The sequence below is a fragment of the Pseudomonas jessenii genome (assembly GCF_002236115.1).
In the GTDB taxonomy this organism is placed as follows: Bacteria; Pseudomonadota; Gammaproteobacteria; order Pseudomonadales; family Pseudomonadaceae; genus Aquipseudomonas; species Aquipseudomonas jessenii.
In genome coordinates this window covers 627,158-640,388 of the sequence record NZ_NIWT01000004.1, presented here as the reverse complement: position 1 = coordinate 640,388, position 13,231 = coordinate 627,158, and the positions used below count along the sequence as shown (strand labels likewise).

Sequence of the window (13,231 nt, the reverse complement as noted above, 5' to 3'; positions counted from 1 at the left end):
TGCTTCAGGAAATTTCTCGACGGAACGGCGGCAACGCGTTGAGGATGGCTTTGCCATAGCGCTGGGTCACCAGGCGCCGGTCGAGCAAGGTGATGGTGCCGCGGTCTTCTTCGGTGCGCAGCAAGCGACCGCAGGCCTGGACCAGTTTCAGCGAGGCGTCCGGCACGGAGATTTCCATGAACGGATTACCGCCCCTGGCTTCGATCCATTCGGCCAGCGCCGCTTCGACCGGATCATCGGGTACCGAGAAAGGAATCTTGGCAATGACCACGTGCTCGCAATAGGCGCCGGGCAAGTCGACCCCTTCGGCGAAGCTCGCCAGGCCGAACAACACGCTGGAATCGCCGCCATCGACCCGCGCCTTGTGCTTGTTCAGGGTTTCCTGTTTCGACAGGTTGCCCTGGATGAACACTTGCTTGCGCCAGTCGCGGTCCAGGCCGTCGAACACGTCCTGCATCTGTTTGCGCGAGGAAAACAGCACCAGCGTGCCCCGCGAGCCTTCGACCAGCTCAGGCAAATCACGAATGATCGCGGCGGTATGCGCCGCTGCATCACGGGGATCGGCGTTCAGGTTCGGCACCCGCAACACACCGGCGTCGGCATGATGAAAGGGGCTTGGGACCACGGCGGTCACGGCTTTTTTCGGCAGGCCAGCGCGCATGCGAAAGCGGTCGAAGGTACCGAGGGCCGTCAAGGTCGCCGACGTCACCAGGCAGCCATACGCCACGTTCCACAGGTTGCGCCGGAGCATTTCCGCCGCGAGGATGGGGCTTGCATTGACCTCGATATCGAACAGCGAGCCGCTTTCGGCCAGGGTCAGCCAGCGCGCCATGGGCGGGTTGTCTTCCGGGTCTTCGACGGTGAAGGCGGTCCACAACTCCCAGTTGCCGGAAGAACGCGACAACAAGCTGCCGAACAGCGGATACCACTCCTCGGCCTGGTTGCTGGCGATGCCAATGTTGACCTCGCCGTCCATGCCTTCCTTGAGCAACTCGGTCAGGCGAGTGAACAAATCCGTCAGCCGTGCGAAGCCTTTCTTCAGCTCGATGCCCATTTCACGCATGTGCTCGGGAATCACCCCGCCGACGAATCGGTGACGCGGGCGCTCGCGGCCTTCGACGTCTTCGCCGGGTTTGAAATCGGCAATCTGCTCGCACGCGGTGAACATGAACTGCTGCTGGGTCTTGATCTCCCGCGCCAGTTCCGGCACCTGCTCGATCAACTTGCCCAGGTCCCCCGGCAATGGGTGCTGGGCCAGAAGTTTGGTGAGGTTCTTGGCGGTGGTTTCCAGCCAGTCGGCGGTGGAGCGCAGGCGCGTGTAATGGGCGAAGTGGCCGATGGCCTTGTCCGGCAGGTGATGGCCTTCGTCAAACACGTAGATGGTGTCGCGCGGGTCCGGCAGCACGGCGCCGCCGCCCAGGGCCAGGTCGGCCAGTACCATGTCGTGGTTAGTGACGATCACGTCGACCTTGCCCATGCCTTCGCGGGCCTTGTAGAAGGCGCACTGGCCGAAGTTCGGGCAATGACGGTTGGTGCACTGGCTGTGGTCGGTGGTCAGGCGCGCCCAGTCGGCGTCTTCCAGGGCGGTGGACCAACTGTCGCGGTCGCCGTCCCACTTATTGCCGGCGAGTTTTTCGATCATGCTGGTGAACAGCTTCTGACTGGCCTCGTCGACCTCGATCTTGAAACCTTCTTCTTCGAACAACTGAGCGGTGGCGGTCTGCGCGTGGCCTTCCTGGAGCAACATGTCGAGCTTGGACAGGCACATGTAGCGCCCGCGCCCCTTGGCCAGGGCGAAGCTGAAATTCAGCCCGCTGTTGCGCATCAGGTCAGGCAAGTCCTTGTAGACGATCTGCTCTTGCAGGGCCACGGTGGCCGTCGCGATCACCAGGCGCTTGCCGGCGGCCTTCGCCGTGGGAATCGCCGCCAGGCTGTAGGCCACGGTCTTGCCGGTACCGGTGCCGGCTTCCACCGCGACAATTGCGGGGTCGCCACTGCGCCGGCCTTCGTCGTCGGTGTCGATGTCACCCAGGACCTTGGCGACTTCGGCGATCATCAGGCGTTGGCCGTAGCGCGGCTTGAGGCTCTTGGCTTCGAGAAAACGCGAGTAGGCGCCCTGGATCGTGGTTTTGAGTTCAGTGCTGATCATGGATTGTCGGGCGCAAAAAACGCTGGATAAATTTTCAGTAGTTCGGTTCGGTCGCTATCATACCCCGCTAATGAATCCCGCGCAGAACGGAGTAACCCAATGACACCTTTTAGCCTCATTTATAGCCTGCACGTACTGGCGGCCCTGGTCTGGGTCGGCGGCATGTTTTTCGCCTGGATGGTCCTGCGCCCCGCCGCAATCAAGGCACTTGAAGGCCCTGCCCGGCTGAAGCTGTGGGTAGAAGTGTTTCAAGGCTTTTTTCGCTGGGTCTGGGTGGCGGTGGTGCTATTGCCGGTCAGCGGTGTGGGCATGCTGCACATGCAGTTCAATGGTTTTGAAGCCGCGCCGCGTTATGTGCAGGTGATGATGGGCTTGTATGTGGTGATGACTGCGCTGTTCATCCGCATTCAGGCGCTGATGCTGCCGGAACTGCGCACCGCGGTGGCCGAGCAGGATTGGCCAGCCGGTGCAGCGGTGCTGGGACGGATCCGCAAGTTGGTGGGGATCAATCTGCTGGTAGGGTTGGCTTTGGTGGTGATTGCCGCGGCCCGGCCGATGTTCTAAAAGCATCGTCGGAACGCCGCCCGGACCAAGCTCGCACTCAGGTACTGCACAGATCCTGTGGGAGCGAGCTTGCTCGCGATAGCGGTCTGACAGACCGCTCATATTTCGGCAACAGCTTACAACCGCTGCACAGTCACCGAACCAGCGGCACCTTCAGGCCCAGGCTGACCATCAGCCCCGGGTTTACCGCTCTTGCCACCATCGGCCTTGTAAATCAGGCAGCCCTTGGCCTTGCCACCCGCGCCCGGTTTGCCGCCCGGGCCGGCCAGGCCACCGGCGCCGCCAGCCACCTGAACCTTGATCCGGTCTGCCGGGAAGTCGTGCGGCACTGCCAGTTTGACCAGCGCCCCCGGTGCTCCCGGCTGACCGTTGCTGCCATCACTGCCATCGGCACCGCGACCGGCCTGACCCCATGTGCAGCCCGGTTCCTGGCCGTTACCCCCATCAAGACCAACGAACCCCGGTGCGCCCGCACCACCGCGAGCATCAACGGTCAATTGCGCTGCGTTCAGTGTCTTGATCTGCAAATCAAGGCTGCGCCCGGATCGAGCGGCCTTCTGGTAGGTCCCGGGTGAGCCACGGGAGGTGATCTGGCTGCCTTCGGACAAATCAGCGCGACGGACCTTCAGCGCCAGCGCCTGTTCCCCCGGCACGATGGCAATGCGCGCTTCACGCCCCAGATGCAATTCACCCACGGTGACTTCGGTGACGTTCGAAGGAATCAGCAAGGTGCCGTAATCGGCCACTTCCAGACGTTCCAGTTGCAGGGCGCTGGCGGTGTTGGGCAAGCGCATCAGCGAGTTGGGTTCGACACTCACCACCTGTGCGCAGGCCAATGGGCTGATGAGTGCGGCGAGCAGACAGAGTTTACGCATGGGAAGCCTTCGAAGCGGTGGGGGCTGGAATGGTTTGCAGGTGGAATACGCCGAAAATGACGATCTTCAGGCGGTCAAGCCAGGGATGGGCGCGACCTCGAAGGCTGCGATAGCACAGCAACGCTTCCAGAAGATGGATGAACCCCAACAGGCCGCCGGCCAGGTTGACCAACGGGTGCAGCGGAAAGACAAACGGTGTGAGCAGATTGACCAGCACTACCGCCCAGAACAGCAAGGTCAGTAATCGCCCCAGTCCCCATATGAATTTCATACGCGCCCCCGATGAGAATTATTGTTTGCGCGCACAGTAACGGCTTCCACGCGGGATAAGCCAGAGGGCAACGGAAAATTCTTCATGGAGGCCGCCGAACGGCCGTCGCAGCGATCACACCAGTCGCTCGACGGCTCTATCTCTTGGCTCAGCGGTTTATATGCAGTTCCACGCGACGGTTTTTCGCACGGCCTTCTTCTGTTTCGTTGTCGGCAATCGGTTGGCTCTCGCCCTTGCCTTCGCTGGTAATTTTGTTCGGCGCCACACCCTGGCTCAACAGGTATTCCGCCACGCTGCTGGCACGCCGCTCCGACAAGGCCTGGTTATAGGCATCCGAACCGACACTGTCGGTGTGGCCGACCACCTTGATGCTGACCACATCGGCATCCTCGAACTTGCTCATCAACGCATCCAGTTGACTCTTCGCCGTCGGGGTCAGCTCGGATTGATTGAAGACAAACAGTACATCGCTCAGAGTAATGACTTCGGATTGCGCAGGCTCGACCTGGACGCTGTCCGGGTACTGCGGCACCACGCAACCGCGATGGTCGACCGGGGTATTGGCAGGGGTATCAGCGCAACGGTCGCGTCGGTCGAAAACGCCGTCGCCATCTTCGTCGCCATCCTGGGCATAGCAGATCAAGCCGCCGGACAAGATACCCAGCGCCGCCCCACCCGCGGCCCAGGCACTACTCTCGATTGCGCCCAGACCACCACCGACCAGACCGCCGATGAGGCTGCAAATTGGCCAGGTGCGTTGATTGAGGGGGGCGGTGCCATCGCTGTGGGTCGCGCAGCCGGTCAAGAGGCTGCCAAGTAGCAGAACCGGCAAGACGGTCCTTGTGAGAACGATCATGTTGAAAGCTCCTGTGTCCCCGGCCAATACCGGTTACACAGGAGTAAAGACCCGCATCCGCGACTGCACAAGGCGCGGATGCGAGGGGGGCCTAACGCTGGATTTTGATTTCGGTACGACGGTTCTGTGCACGACCGTCAGCGGTTTTGTTGTCTGCAACCGGCTGGCTTTCACCGGCACCGACAACCGACACGAAGTTGCTGCGAGGTACGCCTTGATCGATGAGGTATTCAACCACCGAGTGGGCGCGTTTATCCGACAGTTTCTGGTTGTAGGCGTCGCTACCCACGCTGTCGGTATGGCCGGTTACGGTCAGTTGAGCAGTCGGGGCTTCGGCTTTCAGGCGAGTGGCAATCTTGTCGAGTACCAGTTTGTCGGACGAGGTAAGCGTGGCTTTATCAAACTGGAAGTGGACATCGCGAATGACGATGGTTTCTTCCTGGACCACAACCGCTTCTTCGACCACAGGCGCAGGTGGTGGGCAACCGTTGGCATCGACTTGAACGCCTTTAGGCGTGCCTGGGCACTTGTCGCGACTATCCGGCACACCGTCGCCGTCTTCGTCGCCATCACCGTGCACCCAGCAATAAGCCGCTGCCGTACCGCCGACGAGCAGAGCACCATACCCTGCCCATGCCGAGCTTTCGGTCGCTCCGAGGCCCGCACCCACGACACCACCAACAGCCGCACAGGTCGGCCAGTCGGTTTTCTGCAAACCTGCGCAACCAGTCAAGACACTGGTTAGCAGAACCAAGGGTAATACTGTCCGAACTATGCTCATCTAGTTTTCTCCTGAAGGATCGGCTTAGAACCGATTCAGGTAGTAAAGACCCGAGTTTTAAACTCCGCCAGCAATAGGCCATGCTGTTTATTCGCGTATTAACGGCAGCTTGGCGCTTTTGTCGCCAAGGCGCTCTAGGCCCGAACGTAAGGGCAGGCTAGTCTTGGCAGATCTGATTGAGGATCTTCGATGACTGCAGGTATTTCTTCACGCACGCCACAACAGGCACTGGCCGCGTTACTCGACCGATATGCCCCCGCACGTCTGTTGTTGATCGGCGCCAGCGAGTTCCCGGCACTGGAGGCTTTCAAACTCGCTCACCCGGACAGCTGCGTCGCTTTCGCCGCCCCCGGGCCGTTGCCCGACGAGTTGGCGGCCCGCCGTTTCGACCTGGCCCTGGTGGTCGATTGCCTGGAGCATCTGCCCAAGCGCGACGGCCTGAACCTGCTGGGTGGCATCCGCAACCTCAACGCCAGCCGCATCGCGGTGCTGGCGGATCTGCCGGCCTGTGGCTGGCAGGAAACCGACTTTTTCTCCCTGGCCCTGCAAGCCAGTGAACGCTTTCAACGGGACGAACAGGTCCTGACCCTGTTTACCTACGATCTGCTTGAATACAAACAAGTCCCCGACTGGCTCAATTCGCGCTTCTGGGCCAATCCGGAAAACTTCGGGAAATACTGGTGGTAATGCAATGAGTACATCCATTTGCCCTTGCGGCAGCGGCACCCTGCTCGACGCCTGCTGCGGTCACTACCATGCCGGACACCCGGCGCCGTGCGCGCAAACCTTGATGCGCTCACGCTACAGCGCCTATGTGCTGGGGTTGGTCGACTATCTGGTGGCCACCACCCTGCCCGCCCAACAGACTGGCCTGGACCGTCAATCGATCAGCGACTGGAGCGCGCAAAGTACGTGGCTGGGCCTTGAGGTGGAAAGCTCCGAAGTGCTGGGCGGCCAGCCTGAACACGCTTTCGTGACCTTCACCGCGCGCTGGCACGACAGCAATGGCGAGCACAGTCATCGAGAGCGCTCATCCTTCGTACAGAACGCCGGGCGCTGGTATTTCATCGACCCGACCGTGCAACTCAAACTCGGGCGCAATGACCCTTGCCCGTGCGCGAGTGGGCAGAAGTTCAAGAAGTGTTGTGCGGGGTACTTCAGCAGCTAGTACATGGAATGACTGACCACCACGCAGGAGCTGTCGAAGGCTGCGATCCTTTGGGTCTAGACTGGAGCTCAAGGGAGAAACACCACGATGATCATCCGCCGCTGCGCACTCTGTCTGCTCACCTTGTTCCTGACACTGGGACTCGGCGGCTGTGCCTCGTGGTTCGACGACGACTTGCCGGACCCCGAGGTCCATCTGGTGAAGATCGAGGTGGTCAACGCCAAACTGCTGGAACAGAAACTCCTCCTGCATTTTCGCATCGACAACCCCAACGACAGCGACCTGACCGTGCGCGGTCTGGAGTACCGCGTTCACTTGGGCGACATACTGCTGGCCGACGGCGAGTACGAACACTGGTTCACCATCAGCCCCAGGCACAGCGCTTACTTCAAGGTACCGATCCGCACCAACCTGTGGTCCAAGGTCCGTGATCTGGCCAAACTGCTGAAAAAATCCGATCAACCCATTCCCTATCGTCTGGAAGGTGAACTGGAAACCGGTATATTCATCACCCACTACGTGCACCTGACGCGCAATGGCGTGATAATCGCCGCCGATTTAATTCCGGAGCAACACCGATGACCCAGCAACCCCATGTCCACGGCCCTGACTGCAATCACGATCATGATCATGACCATCACCACCATGATCACGACCACGGCCATGTCCACGGTCCGAACTGCGGCCACGCTCACCAGGAACCGGTGCGCAATGCCCTGAAAGACGTCGGCCGCAACGATCCGTGCCCATGCGGCAACGGCAAGAAATTCAAGAAGTGCCACGGCGCTTGATGCTTCGGGCGAAGACTTGCTTCGCCTGTTGAATCGCAATCCTCTCCTGTGGGAGCGAGCTTGCTCGCGATGACGGCAGCACATCAACTATCAATGTGTCAGTCAGACCGCTATCGTCGGAACGCCGCCCGGAGCAAGCTGAACTGGCCTAATAATTCCGGACACCTCTTAAGGGCGATATGATTTCGCCAACTTGGAGGTTCCATGAACGAAAGAAAGGTTTATACCCGCGAGTTCAAGCTGCATGCTGCCAGCATGGTGCTTGATGATAACTGCCCGGTTCCAGACGTTTGTGCATCGCTGGATATCGGGCCCACCGCTTTACGGCGTTGGGTCGATTAGGTTCGCAAGGAGCGCGAGGGGCAGCCAGTCAAAGGCACCAAGGCGATTACCGAAGATCAGCGCCAGATCCAGGAACTAAAGGCCAAGATCAAGCGCATGGAAATGGAAGCCGAGATCTTAAAAAAGGCTACCGCTCTCTTGATGTCGGATCCCGATCGTTTTCGATGATTGCGGAACTAAGAGAGTCGTTCCCGACAGCTGTCGTGTGTCGTGTTTTCGATGTGAAGCGCAGCAGCTTTTACGAGTGGCTTCAGCGGCGAGCCAAACCGCGGATCAGGCGCGAAGAGCTCAAGCTCAAAGTGGTTGAACTGCACAGCGAAAGCCGCGAATCCATGGGCTCCAGAATGATCAGCAAGGGCCTGAAGTCCCAAAACATTGCAGTTGGAAGAGGCCTTGTCCGAGCGCTGATGAGGGAGGCCAACATTGTCAGTAAACAACGCCAGCCTCACCCATTCAGATCCAAAGGAGTGGAAGCGTTTGTCGCGCCCAATCGGCTCAAGCGCAACTTCAAACCGGCTGCAGTCGATCAGGTCTGGTGTGGCGACGTGACCAGCTTGATGGTGGGCGAGCGCTGGGTTCATCTGGCCATCGTCATCGACTTGTTTGCTCGCCGGGTCATCGGTTGGGCATTTTCGCTGGTCAATGACGCCAACTTGGTCAGCAAGGCGCTACGCATGGCGACAGAGGTTCGAACGTGCCCTGCGGGGCTGATGTTTCACTCGGATCAGGGCTGTCAGTACACCAGCCGCAAGTTTCAAGAAGAACTGAAGCGTCGTGACATATTGCAAAGCATGAGCCATCGCGGGCAGTGCTGGGACAACGCTCCAACAGAGCGATTTTTCGGCACGCTGAAATCAGAATGGGTGCCTCGTAGTGGCTACAGCAAGATCGAGGAAGCCAAAACCGATATGGTGCGCTTCTTCATGTACTACAACCGCACCAGGCTCCACAGCTACAACAACTATCTGTCGCCAATAGCCATGGAGCAAAAAGCGGCATAAACACCGTAACCGGTGTCCGGGATTACTTGACCAGTTCAGGCTCGCTCCTACAGGTTTTTCAGTCAGCCTTTAATACACATGCGGTGCTGACCACCGTCGCATACTCACCGTGCAAATTCCCCAGCGACATCGCATGCACCACTTCGGCGCTATGGGCTTGGCCAAAGAAATCAGCCTTGTCGAAGGTAAAGCACGCATCCTCGGCCACCCACGTATCAAACCCCAGGTTGCCCGCGGTACGCGCCGTGGACTCCACCGAGTTGTGGGTCGCGACACCGACGATGATCAACTGCCCGATCCCCGCCTCGCGCAACTGCGCCTCCAGCCCCGTCGAACAAAACGCATCCGGCACCTGCTTCTGGATCAAGCGTTCACCGGCCATTGGCTCAAACCGTTCCTGAAACTCCACCCCCGACTGCTGCGGCCAGAACACCGAGTCCTCCGAGCGCGACAGGTGCTGCACATGGATCACCGGCCTAGCGGTGCATCGCCAATGGCCAAGCAAGTCCAGCATGCGCGCTTCGGCCTCTGGATTATTCCTGCGGCCAAGTCTGGGGTGCAGGATGCCCTTTTGTTGATCGATGATGATCAGTGCCGCGTTTGCCTTGAGCTCCATGCCGACTGTTCTCCTGGATTGTTGAGCGTTTCGCACTTCAACATCTCCCATTGCGACTGACAAGACTGCGATCTTTCCGGTTTATCAGACAAATCCTGAAATAACCTTGTACCCCGCTTGCGCGGCCACCTCCCGCTCACTAACGTAGCGCCTTTATTGCGCGCCGCCGCCTCTACCCCCGCAGGAGCTTTGCCATGGCCTCGCCAGCCCTTACTCATTTTCTACCCCGGTTCGGCGTTGCCGCAGCAGTGGCCGGTGTGTTGAGCCTGACCGGTTGTCAGAATTTCAACGCCCAGGACACCCTCCCGCCGACCTCCGGCGTACAACCACTCAAGGGCCTGGCGCAGAGCGTTTCGGTGCGCCGCAATGCCATGGGCATGCCGCTGATCGAAAGCAACAGCTTCCACGACGCGCTGTTCACCCTCGGTTACGTGCATGCCAGCGACCGCATCACCCAGATGGTCACCCTGCGCCTGCTGGCCCAGGGCCGTCTGGCCGAGATGCACGGTGCGGACCTGCTGGATGCCGACCGTTACATGCGGGCGGTCAACCTGAAGAAAAGTGCTGGCGAGCTGTACAAGGCCTCTTCACCGCGCCTCAAGCGTTTCTTCGAAGTCTATGCGCGCGGGGTCAACGCCTACCTGTTCCGCTACCGCGACAAACTGCCGACGGATCTGGCAGCCACCGGCTACAAGCCTGAGTACTGGCAGCCGGAGGATTCGGCGCTGATTTTCTGCCTGCTGAACTTCAGCCAGTCGACCAACCTGCCGGAAGAAATTTCCTCGCTGGTACTGGCCCAGACCGTCACCACCGACAAACTTGCATGGCTGACGCCGTCGGCTCCCGACGAAAAACTGCCGGTCGCCGAAAGCGAAAAACTGCAAGGCCTCAAGCTCAACGGGCAAATACCGGGGCTCGCCGAACTCAGCAAAGCCACGGGCCAACTGTCGGACCTGAACCTGTTGGGCGCCACTTCGTCGAACAACTGGGCCATCGCCCCACAACGCAGCCGCAGCGGCAAGAGCCTGCTGGCCAGTGACAGTCATGGCCCGCTGGGCGTGCCTTCACTGTTCAGTTACGTGCAGATTCGCACGCCGAAGTATCAGGCATCCGGCGTGACCATCGCGGGTCTGCCGATGGTGCTTGGAGGTTTCAACGGCAAGGTGGCGTGGAGCATGACGTCCGTGATGGGCGACAACCAGGATCTATTCCTGGAGAAGATCAAGCGCCAGAGCAACGGGCTTACCTACGAAAACGCCGGGAAGTGGCAGCCGGCGATCGTGCGCAACGAAACCTATTTCGTCAAAGGCCAGCGGCCGATTCGCGAAGCGGTGTACGAAACCCGCCATGGCCCGCTGCTCAACAGCGCCCAGGGCACCACGCTGGCCAATGGTTTCGGCCTGGCCTTGCAGACGCCGAACTTCACCGACGACAAGACCCTGGACGCGCTCTTCGACCTGTCCCGCGCCCAGAGTGTCGAGAAAGCCTCGGATGCCAGCCGCGAAATCCGCGCCATTGCGATGAACCTGGTGTTCGCCGACGCGAATCACATCGGCTGGCAAGTCACCGGTCGTTACCCGAATCGCCGCGAAGGCGAAGGCTTGCTGCCCTCGCCGGGCTGGGAAGGTCGATACGATTGGGACGGTTACGCTGACCCAATGCTGCACCCGTACGATCAGGACCCGGCTCAGGGCTGGCTCGGCACCGCCAACCAGCGAGTCATTCCCCATGGCTACGGCATGCAGCTGTCCAATTCCTGGGCCGCTCCGGAGCGCGGCGAGCGCCTGGCCGAACTGGCCGGCGCAGGCAAACACGACAGCCGCAGCCTGATCGCCATGCAATACGACCAGACCACCACCTTCGCTGCCAAGCTGAAGAAAATGTTCGAAGCGCCGGGTATGGCCCAGCCACTCAAACAAGCCATGGACGCCTTGCCGGCGGCCGATCGCGCCAAGGCACACGAAGCCTACAGCCGCTTGATGGCGTTCGACGGCAAGCTCGGCCCGACCTCCACCGATGCGGCCATCTACGAACTGTTCCTGCAGGAAAGCACGCGGCAGATCTTCCTCGATGAACTGGGCCCGGAAAGCAGCCCGACGTGGAAAGCTTTTGTCGCCGACGGCAAGTTGTCCTACGCGGCCCAGGCCGATCACCTGCTCGGGCGTGAGGACAGCCCGTTCTGGGATGACGTGCGCACCGCACAGAAAGAGGACAAACCGGCCATCCTCGCCCGCAGCCTCGCCGCCGCGATCAGCGCCGGCGACAGTCAGTTGGGTGGCGATCACAAAGCCTGGCAATGGGGCAAACTGCATCGCTATGAATGGAAAAACAGCAGCGGCCAGACCGTACGCGGACCGTTGCCGGCCGGTGGCGATCACACCACTCTCAACACCGCCGCCTTCGCCTGGGGCCAGGACTTCAACACCACGCTGGCGCCAGCCATGCGCTTTATCGTCGACTTCGGCCAGTCCGAACCGCTGATGGCGCAGAACGGCACCGGCCAGTCCGGCAACCCGGCCAGCCCGAACTACCTCAACAGCATCGAGCCGTGGTTCAAGGGCCAGTACATGAGCCTGCCGATGCAGCCGCAGAACTTCGACAACACCTATGGCAAGGCGCGGTTGACGCTGACACCCGGTAAATAACCCAGCCCTTTACTTGCCCGCGATAGCGGTCTGACATTCAAAATAGAGGTTGAATGTTGAATCGTTATCGCGGTTGCGCTGACTCAAGGACAAGTCATGTAACGAGGTGGAGTGCCCGGCCCTGCGAAACCTGCTCGGTCAATCCGTTCTTTTGTGGCGAGTTGATTTGGTGCACCCATTTCCCTGCGCCCGTTTTCGTGCATAAATCTGTCTCCGGCCATTTCCAAGCACCTAAATAAAACGCTTGTTCGGCACTCTGGTTCGGAAATTGCTACTTTCAACAGGTCTTACGCTTTCCAGTAACAATAATTCTGCGCCACAAGCGCTCATATTGGTTTTTAGGGATTGAATAATGAAAAAAGCATTGCTGACCCTTTCTGCACTGGCGTTGTGCATGGCGGCTGGTTCCGCCATGGCGAAGGAGTACAAAGAACTGCGTTTCGGCGTTGACCCTTCCTACGCACCGTTCGAATCGAAAGCGGCCGATGGCAGCCTGGTAGGCTTTGACATCGATCTGGGGAACGCGATCTGCGCCGAACTGAAGGTCAAGTGCAAGTGGGTCGAGAGTGACTTCGATGGCATGATTCCGGGCCTGAAAGCCAATAAATTCGACGGTGTGATCTCGTCGATGACCGTTACCCCGGCCCGTGAAAAAGTCATCGACTTCTCCAGCGAGTTGTTCTCCGGCCCAACCGCCTACGTGTTCAAGAAAGGCTCCGGCCTGACCGAGGACGTCGCTTCGCTGAAGGGCAAAACCGTAGGCTACGAGCAAGGCACCATCCAGGAAGCTTACGCCAAAGCCGTTCTCGACAAGGCCGGCGTGAAAACCCAGGCCTATCAGAATCAGGATCAGGTGTATTCCGACCTGACTTCCGGCCGTCTCGACGCAGCGATCCAGGACATGCTGCAAGCCGAACTGGGCTTCTTGAAGTCACCAAAAGGTGAAGGCTACGAAGTCAGCAAGCCAGTCGACAGCGAACTGCTGCCTGCCAAAACAGCGGTCGGTATTAAGAAAGGTAACACCGAGCTGAAAGCACTTTTGGATAAAGGTATCAAAGCGTTACACGATGATGGCACCTACGCCACCATTCAGAAGAAACACTTTGGCGATCTGAATCTGTACAGCGGCAAATAATGCCCGGCGCCCATCTTTCGATGGGCGCTTTTTTCAT

General features: G+C 59.7%; 15 protein-coding genes. 9 read left to right on the top strand and 6 right to left on the bottom strand.

What is annotated here, in order from left to right:
- Positions 1–4: 4 nt before the first annotated feature.
- A complete protein-coding gene (gene dinG / locus PSJE_RS16070; RefSeq protein WP_007992389.1) occupies positions 5–2,149 on the bottom strand; it encodes an ATP-dependent DNA helicase DinG in 2,145 nt (714 codons plus the stop codon).
- 99 nt (positions 2,150–2,248) lie between these two features.
- On the opposite strand from dinG, the gene PSJE_RS16065 reads away from it, so the two are divergent.
- Positions 2,249–2,713 (top strand): CopD family protein, encoded by a 465-nt coding sequence (locus PSJE_RS16065; protein WP_057716117.1) that lies wholly within the window; start codon positions 2,249–2,251, stop codon positions 2,711–2,713.
- Between the two features lie 116 nt (positions 2,714–2,829).
- Here the strand turns inward: PSJE_RS16065 and PSJE_RS16060 are convergent, their stop codons facing one another.
- The 4 genes from PSJE_RS16060 to PSJE_RS16045 form a co-directional block, all read right to left on the bottom strand.
- Entirely contained in the window at positions 2,830–3,588 is a 759-nt protein-coding gene (locus tag PSJE_RS16060) for a hypothetical protein (RefSeq protein ID WP_090453531.1), read from the bottom strand.
- The gene (locus PSJE_RS16055) at positions 3,581–3,859 is read right to left on the bottom strand and encodes a DUF1145 domain-containing protein (RefSeq protein WP_057716119.1); all 279 of its coding nucleotides are present in this window, start codon (positions 3,857–3,859) and stop codon (positions 3,581–3,583) included. The genes PSJE_RS16060 and PSJE_RS16055 overlap by 8 nt, the downstream gene beginning before the upstream one ends.
- Positions 3,860–4,007: 148 nt before the next feature.
- Positions 4,008–4,715: a PA1041 family peptidoglycan-binding anchor lipoprotein gene (locus PSJE_RS16050; RefSeq protein WP_057716120.1), complete on the bottom strand. Its 708-nt coding sequence runs from the start codon at positions 4,713–4,715 to the stop codon at positions 4,008–4,010.
- A gap of 91 nt (positions 4,716–4,806) precedes the next feature.
- Positions 4,807–5,496 carry a PA1041 family peptidoglycan-binding anchor lipoprotein gene (locus PSJE_RS16045; protein WP_090453529.1) on the bottom strand — a complete coding sequence of 230 codons (690 nt, stop codon included), beginning with the start codon at positions 5,494–5,496 and terminating at the stop codon, positions 4,807–4,809.
- Positions 5,497–5,685: 189 nt separating this feature from the next.
- Between PSJE_RS16045 and PSJE_RS16040 the strand changes: the two genes are divergently transcribed.
- The 6 genes from PSJE_RS16040 (at position 5,686) to PSJE_RS16020 (ending at position 8,798) form a co-directional block, all read left to right on the top strand.
- On the top strand, positions 5,686–6,183 hold the full coding sequence (locus PSJE_RS16040) for a DUF6231 family protein (RefSeq protein WP_090453527.1): 498 nt from the start codon (positions 5,686–5,688) through the stop codon (positions 6,181–6,183).
- A gap of 4 nt (positions 6,184–6,187) precedes the next feature.
- Positions 6,188–6,664, top strand: coding sequence for a YchJ family protein (locus PSJE_RS16035; RefSeq protein ID WP_090453525.1), 477 nt, complete (start codon positions 6,188–6,190; stop codon positions 6,662–6,664).
- An 87-nt stretch (positions 6,665–6,751) separates the two neighbouring features.
- Entirely contained in the window at positions 6,752–7,246 is a 495-nt protein-coding gene (locus PSJE_RS16030; protein WP_090453523.1) for an LEA/WHy family protein, read from the top strand.
- The gene (locus PSJE_RS16025) at positions 7,243–7,455 is read left to right on the top strand and encodes an SEC-C metal-binding domain-containing protein (protein WP_015093814.1); all 213 of its coding nucleotides are present in this window, start codon (positions 7,243–7,245) and stop codon (positions 7,453–7,455) included. The genes PSJE_RS16030 and PSJE_RS16025 overlap by 4 nt, the downstream gene beginning before the upstream one ends.
- A gap of 204 nt (positions 7,456–7,659) precedes the next feature.
- Positions 7,660–7,797 (top strand): transposase, encoded by a 138-nt coding sequence (locus PSJE_RS31670; RefSeq protein ID WP_235863937.1) that lies wholly within the window; start codon positions 7,660–7,662, stop codon positions 7,795–7,797.
- A 164-nt stretch (positions 7,798–7,961) separates the two neighbouring features.
- Positions 7,962–8,798 carry an IS3 family transposase gene (locus PSJE_RS16020; RefSeq protein WP_235863936.1) on the top strand — a complete coding sequence of 279 codons (837 nt, stop codon included), beginning with the start codon at positions 7,962–7,964 and terminating at the stop codon, positions 8,796–8,798.
- 58 nt (positions 8,799–8,856) lie between these two features.
- Here the strand turns inward: PSJE_RS16020 and PSJE_RS16015 are convergent, their stop codons facing one another.
- Positions 8,857–9,414 carry a cysteine hydrolase family protein gene (locus tag PSJE_RS16015; RefSeq protein ID WP_090453521.1) on the bottom strand — a complete coding sequence of 186 codons (558 nt, stop codon included), beginning with the start codon at positions 9,412–9,414 and terminating at the stop codon, positions 8,857–8,859.
- A gap of 194 nt (positions 9,415–9,608) precedes the next feature.
- Between PSJE_RS16015 and PSJE_RS16010 the strand changes: the two genes are divergently transcribed.
- Both PSJE_RS16010 and PSJE_RS16005 read left to right on the top strand, forming a co-directional pair.
- Positions 9,609–12,059 carry a penicillin acylase family protein gene (locus PSJE_RS16010; RefSeq protein ID WP_090453519.1) on the top strand — a complete coding sequence of 817 codons (2,451 nt, stop codon included), beginning with the start codon at positions 9,609–9,611 and terminating at the stop codon, positions 12,057–12,059.
- A 352-nt stretch (positions 12,060–12,411) separates the two neighbouring features.
- Complete coding sequence (locus PSJE_RS16005; RefSeq protein ID WP_057716127.1) at positions 12,412–13,194, top strand: transporter substrate-binding domain-containing protein; 783 nt, start codon at positions 12,412–12,414, stop codon at positions 13,192–13,194.
- Positions 13,195–13,231: the final 37 nt, after the last annotated feature.